We start from the raw sequence: 16,839 nt of genomic DNA on the forward strand, positions 1-16,839 counted from the left end.
AGCACTTTTCCTGGCTTCGCTGTCCGGAGGAAATGTCGTCGCCTACAACATGGTTGCGGCCTATCTCTACGAACGGCTGGATTCCCATGTTATGGAGCGCTACCGCGAAATCCAGTCAGCATATGAAGCCCGTGGAATAGAAGGTGCTGCCGCAATGATCGGCAGTCACGGTCCCGCAATCCGCGGCCAGGAAACGCTCTATCTCCTCGCGGTTCCGATGGAGAATTCCTCGCGGGAAACTTCCGGGTACCCTCCGTTCCACAGGGGTTTTCGACCTTTACCGGCGAGAACGAGGACGGATCCACCACGAACTACAGGCTCTATCGAGGATCTCTTGGCGAACTGCAGTTGGTGATCGGCGTCAACTACGACGATACGAATCGCCTGAGACGGATCGCTTTGTTGAGCTTTGGCTGGGCAACCGCTGTCGTTCTGGGCGCTGGACTTGGAGGAGGAGCGCTGTTGGCATTCCGTACGCGCCGTCGCATCGCAACGTTGTCGGCAACCATGAAACTCGTCGGCGCTGGACAACTTGGGACAAGACTTCCGGTATCAGCCAGACAGGACGATCTTGATGTCCTAGCCACCGAAGTCAATGTCTCCCTAAAGCAGTTAGAAGCCAGCGTGGCCGCGATGAAACAAGTGACCACTGATATTGCCCACGATCTGAAAACACCGATCGGCAGGCTTTGCCTCACGCTTGAAGATGCCATCGACAAATCTGGGTCGGACACCGCAGCTCGGTTGCGTCTCGAAGGGGCACTTGCCGAAGTTCTTCAGATCTCGTCCACCTTCGAGGCATTGCTGAGGATCTCTCAGATAGAAGCCGGTGCGCGCCGCGGGCGTTTCGGTCTCGTGAGCCTTGAGCTACTTCTGGGGGAAATGTATGAAATCCATGAACCGATCGCGGACGAAGCGGGCAAGCAACTGAGTTTGCTTCCAGGAGGAGATAGAGGCGGATCGGAAGTCTGGGGCGACGAAGATTTGCTGCGCCAGATGTGCGCCAACTTAATTGCCAATGCCATTCGTCACACACAGAAAGGCGCCATAATCCGCCTTGCCAGCGGCTGCCATCAGGGCAGGCCCTTTCTCATGGTCGCCGACAATGGCCCCGGGATCCCGGAGGCAGAACGTACCAAGGTTTTCAAGAGATTCTACCGTTTGGAAAAGAGCAGGACGACCGAAGGAACCGGCCTTGGCCTGAGCCTGGTGAAGGCTGTTGCCGATCTGCACGGGGGACATGTTATCCTGACGGATCGCGCGCCAGGTTTGGCCGTGCGCGTAGTGTTTCCGACCAAGCTTCATGCCTGACGCTTTCACGCCGATCTACCGAAGACCAAAAAAAAGCCCGCCTGTGGAGGTCAGACACACAGGCGGGCAATTTGGTCGACGAGGCAGGGATGCTGCGTCAACATCGGATACCGGCTTATGCTAGGCCGCATTTCTTGTGGCTGTTTGTCCCGAATCTTACAGATGTGTAAGAAGCCTCGACCTCACCCACGCGCTGGGGTCCAAGCAGCATCGGGTGCGAATTGTGCGGCTACTCGGGTGGTCGCCTAAACACCGCGCAGGGGCGCATCTCTGTTCTTCGGGCTTGGCTCGGCGTCAGTTCGGATACACGAAACGAACGGGCTTAACAGCAGGCTGTATCTTACCGGTACCGCCTCTGTCGACGGGCATCCACCATGCAACCAATGCGGACCAAGAGCACCGGCATGGTGCGGTGCATCGCGCGCCTGCGTTGCAGATGGGCAACACTACTTGTTCCCAACGAATGCCGCGAGCGTCCCTTACAGCAATGTAAAGTTCACGCAAGCCTGCTGAAAAACTCGCCCGGCCTAGTCCCATTCGACGCGGTTCGTTTCCTGAAATCGCGTCGTGCTCTTCAATCCCAATCTGGAGGTAGGACCATGAATACCAAACTTATGCTTAGCTCGGTTGCCGCGCTTATGGGCGCATCCCAGGCATATGCCGCGGACCCGACCGTCTACGCCGTGCCCGAGCCCGAACCCCTCGAGTATGTCCGTATATGTGACACCTATGGGGCCGGCTTCTTCTATATTCCCGGCACCGAAACGTGTCTTTCGATCGGCGGCTACGTCTATTATCAGATCGGCGCTGAAAGTCGCGGACCAGGCGATACGCCGCCGCTCACCTTTCATCCTGGGGGCGAGCTTACCGACGGCTGGTACAAGACCGTGCGGACGCGTGTCAATTTCGATGCCCGGTCTCAGACCGATTGGGGAACGCTACGCAGTTATGTCCGCGTCGAAGCGAATTGGGACGGAACAAATGGCCTCGGCGGGGGTAGCGACGGCCCTGCCTACATTGACCAAGCCTATCTTGAACTGGGCGGCTTGCGCATGGGGTATACAGAATCCGCCTGGACGTCGACTCAGGCAGGGGGCGTTTCCAACTACCCTGGCACCCACTCGTGGGCTGGCCTCGGCTACGGCTACATGCAGCGGGCGCAGCTTTCGTACACGCATACGTTCGGCTCGGGCTATTTCGCAACCCTTTCACTGGAAGACGATGCCCTGGCAGGCAACGGCTACATTCCAGATGCCGTTGCAAAAGTCGGCGTAAATCAGGGATGGGGCGGCGCCTGGGCGCAATTCGGCTACGACGAGGACTTCCTGGGCTCGGACGGATACGCCGCTAAAGTCGGCTTGCAGTGGAACCTTCCGAATGCCACCGGCTCGTCAGTGCGTGTTGTAGGATCATATGCCAGCAACGCGAACGATTATTCGCGCGGGCAGTTCGACAAGATCAGCGCAGAGTGGTCAGCGCTTGCGTCCTACAAGCACCAATTTACGTCCAACCTGTCGGCTTCCGTGGGTGCACACTACTACCGGAATTTGCACGCTGGTCTCGTGACGACGAACCTGGATGCGTACGCTGCCGAGTTGTCGACCGTCTGGACGCCGGTCACCAATTTCGAGGTCCGCAACGAGCTTGCCTACAGCAAAATCGACGGCCTCGGCGGTACGGTGTCCGGTTTCATGCGCTTTACCCGCTACTTCTGATGACTTCCAAGGCGGGCGGCAAAACCCGCCCGCCTTGGAATCCATGTTAGACCTTGGACGACGGAACGGGGTTGCTGTTACCCTTGGCCAACAGGCCTTCCGAGACGGGATGTGCCGCGATGAACGGCAGCGATCCAGAGGAGGGCGAAAAGCCAGCCTGCCAACACATCCGACGGCCAGTGCGTGCCCAGGAATACCCTGCTCACGCCGACGCCGAGCACGATTGCTGCCGCCAATATCCACACCGCCCCCTGTAGAATTCGCCCGGGCGAAGGCCACAGAACAAGCAGCGTGGATACCAAGAGCAAGGAAAGGACTGCATGGCCGCTTGGGAAGCTTGTCGCTGCAATCTCCTCTGATCCTGGCAGATGGTGGGGTTTGGCGATACCGAACGCCGTTTTGGTCAGGTATGCCAAGGCCGCCCCTCCGGCCAATGTGAGCACGGCAAAGATCGCTCGATCAATTTCTCGTCGAGCTAACAGGGTTCCGACAAGGATCGCCGAGGCCAGCACAAAAAAGTGCGGACTTCCGAGCATCGTAAGACCCCATGCCGACGCGTGGACGATGCCCGATCCCTGCCGAACATTGCCTGGGTCTCCGAGACCTGCCAGCAGCAAGCGATCAATCGCATGCATGTCAGCAAGAAAGGCCAATGCCAGCAGGCCGAACATCGCTGCGGCTAGGAACTGGTTTCGGCCGTTGAGAATAATCGCGGGTTTTTCATCGGTCATGCTTCTCCAACTACGCGACAAAGCCTAACGGCGCGTTTCGCCCCGGCGGGGAATTGCGCCAGACAGTCGATGCGAGCGCCGCATCCCATCACCTGAATTCCGACGCCACTGTCGTAGCCTTTCGTTCAGTCTGCCGAGACGTCGATCACCAGCATTAGACCGCCGCCGCCTTCCATTTCGACGTTGTTGTTTGTCGTGTGGTGAGGGATGTGGCAGTGGAGCAGCCATTTTCCTGGCTGCCGCGCTGGCCACAGCACGTCAAAGCGTTGGCCTGGTCCGACATTGACGGTATCCGCGAGGTAGCGGTTGCTCTCGGGCAGCGTCTCGCCATCGACGGCGGCGACCCGGAACGGCCCGCCGTGAATATGCATCGGATGGATTGCCATCGTGTGCGAGCCGACGAAGCGGACCTTCAGCGTCTCGCCAACCTTCAGCTTGACCGTCTCTGTCGCGGGATAGGCTTTGCCGTTGATCGTGAAGAAATTCGGCAAACCACCCTCCATTGGCATCGCCGGATAGGTCAGCCACTCGCGCTTAAGCCATTCCTGCAACTGGACGGTATATTCGGCGTCAGCTTCAATCTCATCGCCCGGCTCGCGGGGATCGATGATAAGCGTTCCATAGAGGCCCAGCGACTGCTGGCGGTCGACATGATCGTGCGTGTGGTAAAAGTAGGTGCCGTGCTGGCCCACGTCATATTCGTAGCTGTACGTCTCGCCCGGTGCGATCGGTTCCTGCGTTACATGGGCCGGCCCATCCATCTCGTTGGGCAATATCAGCCCATGCCAGTGAACTGTCGTGGTCTCGGGTAGGCTGTTTGTGACGTTGATGCGAACTCTGTCGCCCTCCGTGACGCGCAACGTCGGGCCGGGAACCTGTCCGTTGTAAGCCAGCGCATCAACATACTCTCCGGGTAGAATCTGCCATCGTATGACGGCGGCCTCGAGATCGAAGACCTTGACGCCATCCTCGACGCGTGGCTCGAGAGGGCGGCCGCCTGTTTCGTCCGGTCCGGCGCGATATGCGACGCGGCGAGGATCGACAGCGGCCATGTCACGCATCGCATCGCCGGGAGTGTCGAAATCCATGATCATCCCGGGCGGCATGATAACGTCGCCCACGTCGTGGGCGCTGAGCGCCATGTTCACCTGCGTGAACGGATAGGCAAACCCTCCGATTAGCATCAGCGTCGTAAAGGAGGCCATCGCCGTGATCTGCGTCCTCGTGGGCGCGAAGGCCAGCGAAAGGCGGCTTTCGCCGTTGCTGCCGCTCGAGTAGCCGCCAGCCGACTTCGCCTCGGCAGGCGAATGATGGTGCGCGCCGCGGTGGTGCGCGGCGCCCGCCGCGCCGCCACGATCGGTCATGAGCCCGTGCTTCATACCCTTGGACACCATCCAGACGTTGAAGGGATAGGCCACCGAGAAGCCGACGCCGATGCCGAGTGCCATCACGCCCCAGAACAGCAACTCGCCGGGCCACATGGCGCGCATATCGCGCCCCATCATCAGCACCGCCATGACCGGTGCCATGCCGGCCATCATCGCGTTCATGCTGATGAATTCCGGGATGAACGATTTTCGCACATTCTCCCAGTAGCTTCCGCCCATCATGCGCTTCATGAACAGCGCCTGGAAAATGAACAGGCCGAGCGCGAAGCCCGCCATATACTCGACGATGATGTCGACCCACATCGGCAGGCCGATGATCGCCGTCACGGCCGCGGCGATGATGATGCCGGTCGCGTCGCCGGCGACACAATGGATGGTGCTGCCTAGGCCCTGTTTCCAGAGCGGCTTGATGAACTGCTCGTGCGTACCGGGTCTCGGTTCCTTGTCCGCTAGAACATAAAGCAGCAGTCCGACCGGTCCGAGGTAGAGGGTCACGAGCACGAAGCCCCACTTCATGACGGGCGGCTCGGGATTGTGTTGGAACTGGTCCCACGCGACATAGGCGGTGCTCAGGGCAGCGAGGAGGAACCATACTGCGAGTATGTAGTCTATGGGCTGGACGAACATAACAATATCTCCTCCGAACTCAGGTTGCGTGGCCTGGCGGATCGGCTTGTTCGCGTCGATAGCAAGTCGACGTCCGTCGCTGCCAGTTCTTGAGTCTGCTTACGGGAGTTCAGTACCAAACACATGTACGACGCGCTGGCCACGCCTTACAAAGAGGGCAACGGCTAGACCTTACATCTACTGGAAGGTCAATCGGATTCTTGCAAATCTCTTTTGCCAATTCCTATTGTCGCAAGGTTCTGCGCAGCTCGGTGGCCTCTTACGTTATGATACGACTAAAGCCAGCCAGCGGCTTGCCTGTCGCGTTCCAACTCGGCCATCCCGAGGAACGCGTCCGCCAGCCGTGATTGGGGCGCGTTTGGTGGGCGCACCAGCAGGGATCTAAATTGCGCGGAAGGACGAAAGCGCACGAGCGCCATACCGGTAAGATCGAGACCATCGAGCGAGAACGGATTGACAAGAGCAATACCGACGCCGTTGCGCACCAGATTGCAGACCGTCAACGAGTACTGCGTCTCGCTGACAATCTTCGGACGAACGCCTGCCTCCGCAAAAATGCGGTCGAAACGGCTGCGCGCAGCGTCTTCATTTGCCAAGGTCACGAACCGCTCGTTGTCAAAATCGACCGGCCTGACCGTTTGATAGCCAGCAAGGCGATGCCCCTGGGGCAAGAGGCAGACTGCGTCGGGACTGGCAAAAGGCTGCACTTCAACCCCGGCGGAGTTGATTTCATCGGCGGCGAAGCCGAGATCGTAATTGCCCGCCGCGATCTCCTCGCGAACGAATTCCGAACTTCGTACCTGCAACAGCACCGAGGAATTCGGGAACTGCCTCGCGAACCTGCCAACCACCCTTGGAAGGAAAGCATGCCCAAGCGCCGGCATGCTTACGACTCGCAAGCGGGCACCGACGAAGCTGCGAATGTTCTCTGCAGCAAACCGTAGCCTTTCGATACCGGTAAACGCTCTGGTCACCTCTTCGAAAAAGGCCTTGCCCTCGGCAGTGACTTTCAGGCGCCCTCTGGACCGTTCGAACAGCGTTAGCCGTGCAGATGCCTCGAGTTCAGCGATATGCCTACTGACGGCGGGTTGTGAAATTCGCAACATTTCGGCGGCACGGCTCGCGGTGCCACAGATCATTACGGCTCGGAAGGCTTCGATCTGACGAAAGTTCATTCAGGATCTATATCAGGTTTCTGCATAGAGTCCGAACACTTCAGTATTTGAAATCATGCCAGGGTTGCCGGATGTTGGTCCTGTCCAACACAGGAACGCCGATAGCCCATGAAGCGTGACACCAAATTGCTGCATGTCGATGCCAGCGACCTTCCCTTTCCCGCACTGACCGTGCCGGTGCATCGCGGATCGACCATCGTTTTCGACACGGTGAACGAGTTCCTTGACCGCCATCGTGCGTTCTACGACGGCTATGCATACGGCCTCTACGGCCACCCCGCCCTGCGTGCCCTCGAGAAGGCGATCGCAACGTTGGAAGGCGCTGAGAAGGCGTTGATCACGCCATCCGGCATGGCCGCAATCACGCTTGTAAACCTGACCGCTCTTCAGGCGGGCGATGGGGTGCTGATTCCCACATCCGCCTATGGGCCGGCCAGGCAGGCAGCCGACGCCCTGCTTGCGCCTCTGGGCATCGACGTGACCTTCTACCCACCGGATGCGGACGTCTCCACCCTCATATCCTACCGGACCCGCTTGGTATGGGTAGAAGCTCCGGGGTCCTTTGGAATGGAGATGCAGGATGTGCCGGCCATCGTCGCAGCCGCCCATGCCCGGGGCGCAGAGGTGGCGGCCGACGCAACGTGGGCCTCACCACTTGGATTCCAAGCTCTTTCGCACGGCGTAGACTATGCCGTTCAGGCCCTATCGAAATATGTGAGCGGCCATTCCGATGTCCTCATGGGATCAGTCGCCGTTGCAGATCAATCGCGCTTCCGGCGGCTCAAGGACCGGATGAAGGCTCTGGGTTACGGCGTCTCGCCCGACGACTGCTACCTCACGCTACGTGGTCTTGGAACGCTATCCGTGCGCATGGATCGGCAATCGGCCACGGCATTGGAACTCGCACGATGGCTCGACGGGCGTGATGGGGTAACTCGAGTTCTGCACCCGGCCCTGGTCAACGACCCAGGCCACCCGATATGGCTTCGCGACTTTGCAGGTGCCGGAAGCGTATTCTCGGTCCTGCTTGACCCCAGGTACTCCAACAACTTGGCCGCGTTTCTCGAACAGCTCAGCATTTTCCGCATCGGCGCAAGCTGGGGTGGACTGCACAGCCTGGTGGCGCCGGCAGACATGCGCGCGATGCGGAGCAGTTCGAACTGGGCAGATACAGGCCCGCTCGTACGAATAAGTATCGGACTGGAAGCAGCGGAGGATCTCCGCGACGATCTGGAACTCGGCCTCGAACGGTACATGCGCCAATTCGAGAATGCCGCCCAGTAAGAACCGCGCGACTGGTCGCAGCGCCACGACCGAGTAGATGAAGTGCTAAACGGCGCAATGGAGGAGATGGATATGAAAGAACTGAAGCCTCTATACCTTGCGGCTGCCGCAATCGCGATGCCGTTTACCGCACATGCTGGCGTCACAATCGATACCATCAAGCAGCGGGGCGAGCTGAACTGCGGCGTCAGCACCGGCACGTCGATCGGCAAGAGCACGCTTGATGACCAGGGTAACTGGACGGGCTTCGAGGCGGATTTTTGCCGAGCGGTCGCGGCCGCCGTTCTTGGCGACGGCACAAAGGTGAACTTCGTTCCGCTCGAGTTCAAGAATGCCTTTGCCTCGCTCCAGTCGTCAAGCGTCGACATGCTCGCCCGGTCGGCAACGTGGACCTTTTCGCGCGACAACGATCTCGCCTTTGAGTGGGCTGGAGTTTACCTCTACGACGGACAGGGGTTCCTGGTCAGCAAGGATAGCGGCATTGCAGAAGCGGCTCAGCTATCCGGAGCCTCGATCTGCGTAACCTCGGGCACCACCACCGAGCTCAATCTGGCGGACTATTTCCGCGCCAACGGCCTGGAATATACGCCGATCACCGTAAGCTCCCCTGACCAAAGCACAGCCAATCTCGAGGCTGGCCGCTGTGACGCATACACCAACGAAGTTGGCGGCCTTGCTTCCTATCGTCTCGGCCTCTCGGAACCGGACAACTACGTCATTCTGCCGGACATAATTTCCAAGGAGCCGCTGGGGCCCGTGGTGCGCCAAGACGATCCGCAATTCGAGGATGTCGTCGAATGGACACTTTATGCACTGATTATCGGTGAAGAGTTGGGAATTACTCAAGCTAACGCAGTCGAAATGGCAGAAACCGCATCAAAGCCGGAAGTTAAACGTCTTCTCGGTTCGGAAGGTGGTTTCGGCGCGATGATGGGCGTTGAAAACGACTGGGCCGTCAACGTCATTTCGGCTGTCGGGAATTACGAAGAGTTGTTCGAGCGCACCCTCGGCTCCAAGAGCAAAGCCAACGTCGAGCGCGGGAGAAACAAACTCTGGTCCGAAGGCGGCCTGCTCTACGCTCCCCGGTGCGCTGAGCCGTGTCAACCTTGGCCGAGGCGGTGAGCCCTTCTCCACCATCCGCGATAGACGATGCAATGGGGAAGCGATTCAACAACCGTGAGCGACGAGTGCAACGGCGCCGTCGTGCGCTCATTTATCAGGTTCTGGTCGTTCTCTGCGCTGCATTCGCATTCGGCTATTTCAGCCTTAATGTCGTGCGCAACCTGGAGGCGACCGGGCTCACCGGCGGATTCAGCTTCCTTTGGCAAGAAGCCGGCTTTTCCATGAGCTTCAGCTTGATCCCGATGACCGCCGAGGCGACATACGGGCGGATTTATATAGCCGGCATCCTGAACACTTTGTTCGTGGCCAGCATGGCGCTCGTTCTGGCAACCCTCCTCGGCGTCGCCGTCGGGCTTGCGCGGAGCGCGCCGGCCAGACCTATCCGGGTCATGGCAAAAGTCTATGTCGAGGCGGTCCGCAACGTTCCGCTCCTCCTGATCCTTATCTTCACGCAAACGGTGGCGCTACGATCGCTTCCCGTTGTGCGCGACGCCCTCAACCTCGGCGGCGGCTTCTTTCTCAGCAATCGCGGCATCTATCTTCCCGCTCCCCTCGCAGGACCAAACACCACGTTTGCTGCAGGCCTATTTGTTCTTGGATTGGTATCCGCTGTAGCTGCCTATCTGACGCGCCCTCGCGTACCAGTCAGCCGGGCACGAGAAAGAGCACCTATGTTGGTCGCAGCCATGCTTGCCGCAGGTTCGATGCTGGCCGCAGCAGTACTTCTCGAGTGGGAACGCCCAAAACTAGGCGGGTTCGATTTCAACGGCGGTATAAAGCTCATGCCCGAGTTGGTGGCCTTGCTTGTCGCGCTTGTCGTCTACAATGCCGCCTTCATCGCCGAAATCGTCCGGCAGGGGATAATCAGCGTCGACAAGGGGCAGGTTGAAGCGGCCCGTGCGCTCGGTTTCAGGCATGGCTTCATCCAACGCCGCATCGTGTTGCCGCAGGCAATGCGCCTGATGATTCCGCCAATCACCAATCAATACGTGCATCTTGTAAAAGCTTCCTCGTTGGCGACGGTTGTAGGTTTTCCCGATCTCGTGAACGTCTTCCTCGGCACCTCGCTCAACCAGACTGGCCGCGCTGTCGAGATCGTCATCCTGACGGCGCTTGTATATCTGACGATCAACGTCGCGCTTGGGTCGGCCTCCGCGGCATACAACAGTCGAAAAGGGTTGAAGCAGCGATGACGATAGACGCTGTTGCATTACACCGGAGCCGGCCCCTGGCGGACCCAAACCGAACCTGGCATGGTCCGCCTTCAAAACACTGCGCGACCGTCCCTTCAGCATGGCAGTATGGGCGATCTTCCTGCTGGCCTTGGCCATGTTGGTTCCCGCGCTCCTGCAGTGGGCCATATTTGATGCGACCTGGTCAGCCGAAAACCGGCAAGGCTGCGATCCGGATGGAGCATGCTGGGCCTTTGTAATAAGCCGGCTACCGCAGTTTGCCTTCGGGTTCTTCCCTTCACAGGAGCGCTGGCGCGCCGCCGTCGCGCTACTGGCACCGATCATCGCCCTGGGCCTGGCCCTCGGCCCCGCTTTCCGATGGCGCACACCGATCGTCGTATTTGTATTGGCAACTTATCCAGTCTTCTCGACCCTGATCCTGCATGGCGAACTGCTTGGACTGACGCTCGTCCCCACGACCCAGTGGGGAGGCATGACGATGACCGTCTACGTCGGAACCGTGGCATTCGTATCGGCCTTCCCCATTGGTTTCCTACTGGCACTTGCCCGCATGTCACGCTTGCCAGCGTTGTATGTGCTCGCAACTGTCTTCATCGAGGTCTGGCGTGGCTTACCACTGATCGCGGTCCTATTTATCGCCGTGGTTATGGTGCCGCTAATCTTGCCGCCGGGAACGGAATTTCCCCGTCTCGCGCTGGCACTGATCGGGATTTCGCTGTACACCTCGTCCTACCTCGCGGAGGTGTTCCGTGGCGGGCTGCAAAGCATCGGCAAGGGACAGGGTGAAGCCGCGGCCGCGCTCGGCTTCACATTCTGGAACGCGCAGGCATACATCCTCATCCCTCAGGCGATCAGAGCGGTGCTACCCGGCATCCTCAATACCGTGGTGGCGCTCTTCAAGGATACCACCTATGTCCTGGTCGTCGGCCTTTTTGACTTCCTCAACATTGTCACCGCAGCGATCGCTGATCCCCAATGGCTTGGACTGGCGACAGAAGGATATGTGTTTGTCGGTCTAGTCTATTGGAGCTTCTGTTTCTTTCTCACGCGTGTCGGCGACAGTCTGGAGCGCCGTCTCGGCGAGGGCCAATCTAGAGCTGCGGGGGTATGAGCTTTGCCGGAAAACGAAATTCCTACAATCACGGTTGAAGGGCTGTCGAAATCGTTCGGCGGCTTTCAAGCTCTGGTCGACATAGAGTTGACGGTAGGACGTGGTCGATGCCTCGTGCTTTGCGGTCCGTCCGGTTCCGGCAAGTCCACGCTTCTGCGCTGTCTGAATGGCTTGGAAGATTGGGACACCGGAGAGGTTCGGTTCGGTGCCAACCCCGTCGGCCACAGGGCACGAGACCTCGTCGCGTTGCGCAGGAAGGTTGGCATGGTTTTTCAGAACTTCAATCTCTTTCCGCATCTTACGGTGCTCGACAATGTCGCTCTCCCGCCAAGAATCAATATGCGGCTCTCGCGCGACGAGTCGGAGACACGCGCGGCGTCGCTGCTTGCAACGGTCGGTCTTGCTGGGCACGCGCACAAAATGCCCGCATCGCTTTCTGGCGGTCAGCAGCAGAGAGTTGCCATTGCGCGTGCATTGGCCATGAAGCCGGAAGTACTCCTGTTCGACGAGCCGACGTCGGCACTTGACCCTGAAGCAATCGGCGGCGTGCTCGAACTGATGGTGGAGTTGGCCGAAGCAGGAAGCACGATGATCGTGGTCACGCACGAAATGGGCTTCGCTCGGCGCGTCTGTCATGATGTGGTGTTCATGGCCGAGGGCCGGATCGTGGAGAAGGCCCCGCCCAACGAATTCTTCGGCTCGCCCCAAACTTCGAGAGCGCGCGATTTTGTCGCCCAGATTTGCCAAAGTTGAGATGCTTCCGCACCCGGCAGGTCCGGAAGCATCGATCCCAGCGCCCGAGCAGGTTGCGTCCATTCCGGTTCACACATCGAAATGGGCGCAATCACACCGGCGGACACATTGAACATCCACCGCGACGCCTGCGGCCGACTGGCGTCCTCAGCCTGCTACCTGTACCGCCGGATAGCCAGCTTCCTCCAGAACCGCGAGGAAACGCTGCTCATCAGCGGCACTCTCTACCGTGACTTCGCGCGAGCCCGGATCGGCCGAAATCCTTGCCTGAGCATCGACGCTCTGCAGGGCCTTGGTAACCGAACCGGCGCAGCCGCCGCAGGTCATGTTGGGGATGTTGAAACGAAGCATTTTGGTGGTCTCCTTATTGCTCACTCGTCAAAAGCTAGGGTTTGCCACCGTGGTAAGGTCAAGGTGAAAAAAGATCCGGCGCCCCATTGACCTTCCAATCGTTGGAAGCCCCACCTTCCGTCCATTCGATTCAACAGGAGTGGATGCAATGGCTGCCACAAACGCGCTTCAGCGCAAAGAAACACGTTTCCCCGGGAGCGATGGAACAATCACGATTCCCATCGAAGGCATGACCTGCGCGTCGTGCGTCGGTCGCGTCGAGAGAGCATTGAAAGCAACGCCAGGCATTGCCGCTGCTTCAGTCAACCTTGCGACAAAACGTGCGGAAGTCACATTTTCAGGTGAGCCGGATGTCGCCGGTGTTGTGCGAGCGATTGAAAGCTCGGGGTATGCCGTTCGCGGGGAAACGACCGAACTGGCGATTGACGGCATGACCTGCGCGTCGTGTGTCGGTCGGGTTGAGAAAGCGCTTGCCCGCCTTTCCGGCGTAACGAGTGCTACCGTCAACCTGGCGACCGAGCGCGCCCATGTGGAATATGTCCCCGGCGCGCTGACCCTCGGCGATCTCGTGGCAGCCGTCGAGGCCACCGGTTACGAAGCGCGCCCGCTCACGGACAACGCCCCTGCCGACATCGAAGGAGAGCGGCGGGAAGCGGAAACGCAGGGGCTTCGCCGCGATCTTCTGGTTGCGGCTGTTCTGACCCTGCCGGTGTTCGTGCTCGAAATGGGCTCCCACGTTGTGCCGGGCATGCATCACTGGGTCATGACGACGATCGGCCATCCGCAAGCCTGGTATCTGCAGTTCGCTTTGACCAGCCTGGTGTTGTTCGGCCCTGGCCTGCGGTTCTTCAAGAAGGGCGTGCCCGCGCTCCTGCGCGGCGCACCCGACATGAACTCCCTGGTGGCGCTCGGGACAGCGGCCGCCTACGGCTATTCTCTTGTCGCAACATTTGTTCCCAGTGTCCTCCCGCAGGGCACCGCAAATGTCTATTACGAAGCGGCCGCCGTAATCGTGACCCTCATCCTGCTCGGCCGCTACCTTGAGGCGCGTGCGAAAGGCAGAACCTCGGAAGCGATCAAGCGACTGATGGGGCTTCAGGCAAAGACAGCGCGTGTTCTGCGCGATGGCGAGGCAGTCGAAATCCCGCTTACGGAGGTTCAGCCGGGCGACGTCGTTCAGGTCCGTCCGGGCGAGCGAGTCCCGGTCGACGGCCTAATCGTCGAAGGCTCGAGCTATGTCGACGAAAGCATGATCACAGGCGAACCGATCCCGGTTGCGAAGAGTGTCGACGCCGAAGTCGTCGGCGGCACAATCAACAAGACAGGTTCATTCTCCTTTCGTGCGGAAAAGGTCGGCGCGGACACTGTCCTCGCGCAGATCATCCGCATGGTCGAGCAGGCGCAAGGTTCCAAGCTGCCGATCCAGGCAATCGTCGACAAGGTCACGATGTGGTTCGTGCCGGCGGTCATGGCAGCAGCTACACTCACATTCCTGGTCTGGCTCGTTTTCGGCCCTGACCCGGCACTGACTTTCGCGCTTGTGAATGCTGTCGCGGTGCTGATCATTGCCTGCCCCTGCGCCATGGGTCTGGCAACGCCGACATCGATCATGGTCGGAACGGGCCGCGCGGCGGAAATGGGCGTGCTGTTCCGCCGGGGCGAGGCACTGCAGGCGCTGCGCGACGTGAACGTCATAGCCCTCGACAAGACCGGCACGCTCACCAAGGGCCGGCCCGAGCTCACCGACTTCGTGACTGTGAATGGGTACACGGAAGATGAGGCCCTGGCGCTGATTGCGGCAGTGGAGGCGCGTTCCGAGCATCCGATTGCGGAAGCAATTGTGGGCAGCGCAAGGAAGCGCGGACTGTCGCTTGCCGCGACTGAAACGTTCGACGCGCTTCCCGGCTTCGGCGTCTCGGCTATTGTAGAGGGTCACCGAGTAGAGGTCGGTGCCGACCGGTACATGACGAAGCTCGGCTACGATGTATCCGATCTGCTGCCGGCAGCCCGACGCATGGCTGGCGAGGGCAAGAGCCCGCTCTACGCGGCCATAGACGGCAAGCCGGCTGCGGTGATCGCAGTCGCCGATCCGATTAAGCCGACCACGCCAGATGCGATCAGGGCATTGCACGGGCTTGGTCTGAAGGTGGCGATGATCACGGGCGACAATGGAGGCACGGCAAACGCCATTGCACGTCAGCTCGGCATCGACGAAGTTGTTGCCGACGTACTGCCCGACGGCAAGGTCAACGCGGTGAAGCGGCTGAGGCAGGGCGGGCGCGCGGTCGCTTTCGTGGGCGACGGCATCAACGACGCGCCGGCGCTTGCCGAGGCTGATGTCGGCCTCGCGATCGGCACCGGCACGGATGTGGCGATCGAATCGGCTGATGTGGTGCTGATGTCCGGCGACCTGCGTGGTGTCACCAACGCCATTGCGCTCAGCAAGGCGACCCTTCGCAACATCGGCCAGAACTTGTTCTGGGCCTTCGGTTACAACACGCTTCTGATCCCGGTCGCCGCGGGAGTTCTCTATCCGACGTACGGCATGCTTCTGTCGCCGGTCATCGCGGCAGGCGCGATGGCACTTTCCAGCGTCTTCGTGCTCGGCAATGCGCTGCGCCTGAAGTCCTTCCGGGCGCCGGTTCCGATCGGCGCCCAGGAAGGGCGGCTCGGCACGCCTCATCCAGTTCCGGCCGAATGACTGTCTGAAGCCGCCATCCGGCGGGCTGCCCCCAATCCCCGAGGAGTTTCGATATGAACAGCCAACAGCACGCATGGATCGTCGTTTACACAACACCGACCTGCCCCGACTGCCACGCACTGAAAGCCTGGCTCAATGCGCAAGGCATTCCTTTCGTCGAGAAGGATCTGACCGATCCCGCGATCGCCGAGGAGGCCAAGACAAGAACCGGTGTTCGCGTGGCGCCGATCACCATCATCGGCGACCGGATTCTTTTCGGAACATTCGCCGCGCAGAAGCCGGGCATCCTAAGCGCTCTCGGCGCTTCGAAAGCTGCATGAAGCGGAGCCTTTGCCATGACCAGACGCGTCGACATTTTACCAGCCCGCCGCAAGATCGAGGTGCCTGAGGGCCGCACGATCCTGGAAGCGGCGTTAGCGGAAGGCATCCCCTACCCTCACGGTTGCCGCTCCGGCAGATGCGGCTCTTGCAAATCTCGTCTCGTCTCCGGTCAGGTCGATTTGCTTGAACATACCCGGTTTGCACTCTCCGATGAGGAAAAGGCGGAGGGTTTCGTGCTTGCTTGCCGGGCATTGCCAAAGGTGGATTCGCGTATCGCATGGCTGGGCGGCAGCGCCGAGACAGCCGACCATCCGCGCCGCAAGCTGCACTGCCGCGTCGTAGCACTCGACGACGCCACGCATGACATCAAGCGCATCCGGCTGGCTATCGAGGATGGCGGGCCATTCGCGTTTACCGCAGGGCAATACGCCCGCCTGACCCTTCCCGGCGCCCCGTCGCGCGACTATTCAATGGCCAACAAACCTGGCGAACAGGAGCTTGAGTTTCATGTTCGCCGCGTTCCAGGCGGCGAAACGAGCACTCACATAGCCTTGAACCTCAAAGTCGGTGACACGCTCCAGGTCGACGGACCCTTCGGCTCATCCTATCTACGTGAGATGCATACCGGACCGATCCTCTGCATCGCCGGCGGTTCCGGCCTAGCGCCGATCAAGTCAATCGTCGAAACCGCGCTCGAGCACGGCATGAAGCAGCCGATCCATATCTACGTCGGAGCGCGATCAGAACGCGACCTCTATCTCGTAGACCATTTCGAAACATTGTCGAGGCGACACCACAATCTTAGTGTTAGTGCCGTTTTGTCGGATGCCTCGCCACAGAGCATATGGCGTACCGGTTTTGTGACCGATGCCGTCGCAGAAGATTTACGTGACCTTGATGGTTGGAAAGCCTACGTCGCGGGCCCGCCGGCCATGGTCGACGCAGCTTTCCAGATATTGAGCGACCGGGGACTGCGGACACAGGATCTTCATGCGGACGTATTCTTCACACCCGACGAGGCGAATGCGGCTTGAGCCGCGTAATGGAAGGACAGGA

General features: G+C 59.9%; 14 protein-coding genes. 10 read left to right on the plus strand and 4 right to left on the minus strand.

Annotation, left to right across the window (positions count from 1 at the left end; translation table 11 throughout):
- Positions 1-351: 351 nt before the first annotated feature.
- Entirely contained in the window at positions 352-1,311 is a 960-nt protein-coding gene (locus HK436_RS24610) for a sensor histidine kinase (RefSeq protein ID WP_312860756.1), read from the plus strand.
- A gap of 599 nt (positions 1,312-1,910) precedes the next feature.
- Positions 1,911-3,026: a porin gene (locus HK436_RS24615; protein WP_173194297.1), complete on the plus strand. Its 1,116-nt coding sequence runs from the start codon at positions 1,911-1,913 to the stop codon at positions 3,024-3,026.
- Between the two features lie 77 nt (positions 3,027-3,103).
- Here HK436_RS24615 and HK436_RS24620 read toward each other — a convergent pair whose 3' ends face one another.
- The 3 genes from HK436_RS24620 to HK436_RS24630 all read right to left on the minus strand — a co-directional run bounded on the left by HK436_RS24620 (position 3,104) and on the right by HK436_RS24630 (position 6,947).
- Entirely contained in the window at positions 3,104-3,757 is a 654-nt protein-coding gene (locus HK436_RS24620) for a phosphatase PAP2 family protein (RefSeq protein ID WP_173194299.1), read from the minus strand.
- Between the two features lie 125 nt (positions 3,758-3,882).
- Positions 3,883-5,772 carry a multicopper oxidase domain-containing protein gene (locus tag HK436_RS24625; RefSeq protein ID WP_173194301.1) on the minus strand — a complete coding sequence of 630 codons (1,890 nt, stop codon included), beginning with the start codon at positions 5,770-5,772 and terminating at the stop codon, positions 3,883-3,885.
- Positions 5,773-6,047: 275 nt separating this feature from the next.
- The gene (locus tag HK436_RS24630; RefSeq protein ID WP_173194303.1) at positions 6,048-6,947 is read right to left on the minus strand and encodes a LysR substrate-binding domain-containing protein; all 900 of its coding nucleotides are present in this window, start codon (positions 6,945-6,947) and stop codon (positions 6,048-6,050) included.
- Between the two features lie 108 nt (positions 6,948-7,055).
- Between HK436_RS24630 and HK436_RS24635 the strand changes: the two genes are divergently transcribed.
- The 5 genes from HK436_RS24635 (at position 7,056) to HK436_RS24655 (ending at position 12,410) form a co-directional block, all read left to right on the plus strand.
- A complete protein-coding gene (locus tag HK436_RS24635; RefSeq protein ID WP_173194305.1) occupies positions 7,056-8,231 on the plus strand; it encodes a trans-sulfuration enzyme family protein in 1,176 nt (391 codons plus the stop codon).
- A gap of 72 nt (positions 8,232-8,303) precedes the next feature.
- Complete coding sequence (locus tag HK436_RS24640; RefSeq protein WP_173194307.1) at positions 8,304-9,353, plus strand: amino acid ABC transporter substrate-binding protein; 1,050 nt, start codon at positions 8,304-8,306, stop codon at positions 9,351-9,353.
- Positions 9,338-10,546, plus strand: a complete 1,209-nt coding sequence (locus tag HK436_RS24645; RefSeq protein ID WP_173194309.1) for an amino acid ABC transporter permease — start codon at positions 9,338-9,340, stop codon at positions 10,544-10,546. Before HK436_RS24640 ends, HK436_RS24645 begins: the two co-directional genes overlap by 16 nt.
- A 100-nt stretch (positions 10,547-10,646) precedes the next feature.
- Positions 10,647-11,657: an amino acid ABC transporter permease gene (locus HK436_RS24650; RefSeq protein ID WP_173194310.1), complete on the plus strand. Its 1,011-nt coding sequence runs from the start codon at positions 10,647-10,649 to the stop codon at positions 11,655-11,657.
- A gap of 3 nt (positions 11,658-11,660) precedes the next feature.
- The gene (locus HK436_RS24655) at positions 11,661-12,410 is read left to right on the plus strand and encodes an amino acid ABC transporter ATP-binding protein (RefSeq protein ID WP_194248642.1); all 750 of its coding nucleotides are present in this window, start codon (positions 11,661-11,663) and stop codon (positions 12,408-12,410) included.
- Between the two features lie 147 nt (positions 12,411-12,557).
- On the opposite strand, the gene HK436_RS24660 is transcribed toward HK436_RS24655, so the two are convergent.
- On the minus strand, positions 12,558-12,761 hold the full coding sequence (locus HK436_RS24660; protein WP_173194312.1) for a heavy-metal-associated domain-containing protein: 204 nt from the start codon (positions 12,759-12,761) through the stop codon (positions 12,558-12,560).
- Positions 12,762-12,990: 229 nt separating this feature from the next.
- Here HK436_RS24660 and HK436_RS24665 point away from each other — a divergent pair, with 229 nt between their 5' ends.
- Genes HK436_RS24665 through HK436_RS24675 form a run of 3 tightly spaced genes read left to right on the plus strand, consistent with a single transcriptional unit; the run spans position 12,991 to position 16,817 of the window.
- A complete protein-coding gene (locus HK436_RS24665) occupies positions 12,991-15,462 on the plus strand; it encodes a heavy metal translocating P-type ATPase (RefSeq protein ID WP_244649430.1) in 2,472 nt (823 codons plus the stop codon).
- Between the two features lie 53 nt (positions 15,463-15,515).
- Complete coding sequence (locus tag HK436_RS24670) at positions 15,516-15,782, plus strand: glutaredoxin family protein (protein ID WP_173194316.1); 267 nt, start codon at positions 15,516-15,518, stop codon at positions 15,780-15,782.
- Positions 15,783-15,797: 15 nt separating this feature from the next.
- Positions 15,798-16,817, plus strand: coding sequence for a 2Fe-2S iron-sulfur cluster-binding protein (locus HK436_RS24675; RefSeq protein WP_173194318.1), 1,020 nt, complete (start codon positions 15,798-15,800; stop codon positions 16,815-16,817).
- Positions 16,818-16,839: the final 22 nt, after the last annotated feature.

It is taken from the genome of Neoaquamicrobium sediminum, assembly GCF_013240295.1.
Classification (GTDB): Bacteria; Pseudomonadota; Alphaproteobacteria; order Rhizobiales; family Rhizobiaceae; genus Aerobium; species Aerobium sediminum.

Excerpts from the sequence above, each read along its gene's own strand:
- HK436_RS24670 (WP_173194316.1), top strand. The coding sequence starts at position 15,516 with ATGAACAGCCAACAGCACGCATGGATCGTCGTTTACACAACACCGACC.
- HK436_RS24630 (WP_173194303.1), bottom strand. The coding sequence starts at position 6,947 with ATGAACTTTCGTCAGATCGAAGCCTTCCGAGCCGTAATGATCTGTGGC.
- HK436_RS24640 (WP_173194307.1), top strand. The coding sequence starts at position 8,304 with ATGAAAGAACTGAAGCCTCTATACCTTGCGGCTGCCGCAATCGCGATG.
- HK436_RS24620 (WP_173194299.1), bottom strand. The coding sequence starts at position 3,757 with ATGACCGATGAAAAACCCGCGATTATTCTCAACGGCCGAAACCAGTTC.
- HK436_RS24635 (WP_173194305.1), top strand. The coding sequence starts at position 7,056 with ATGAAGCGTGACACCAAATTGCTGCATGTCGATGCCAGCGACCTTCCC.
- HK436_RS24625 (WP_173194301.1), bottom strand. The coding sequence starts at position 5,772 with ATGTTCGTCCAGCCCATAGACTACATACTCGCAGTATGGTTCCTCCTC.
- HK436_RS24615 (WP_173194297.1), top strand. The coding sequence starts at position 1,911 with ATGAATACCAAACTTATGCTTAGCTCGGTTGCCGCGCTTATGGGCGCA.
- HK436_RS24660 (WP_173194312.1), bottom strand. The coding sequence starts at position 12,761 with ATGCTTCGTTTCAACATCCCCAACATGACCTGCGGCGGCTGCGCCGGT.
- HK436_RS24650 (WP_173194310.1), top strand. The coding sequence starts at position 10,647 with ATGGCAGTATGGGCGATCTTCCTGCTGGCCTTGGCCATGTTGGTTCCC.
- HK436_RS24665 (WP_244649430.1), top strand. The coding sequence starts at position 12,991 with ATGACCTGCGCGTCGTGCGTCGGTCGCGTCGAGAGAGCATTGAAAGCA.
- HK436_RS24675 (WP_173194318.1), top strand. The coding sequence starts at position 15,798 with ATGACCAGACGCGTCGACATTTTACCAGCCCGCCGCAAGATCGAGGTG.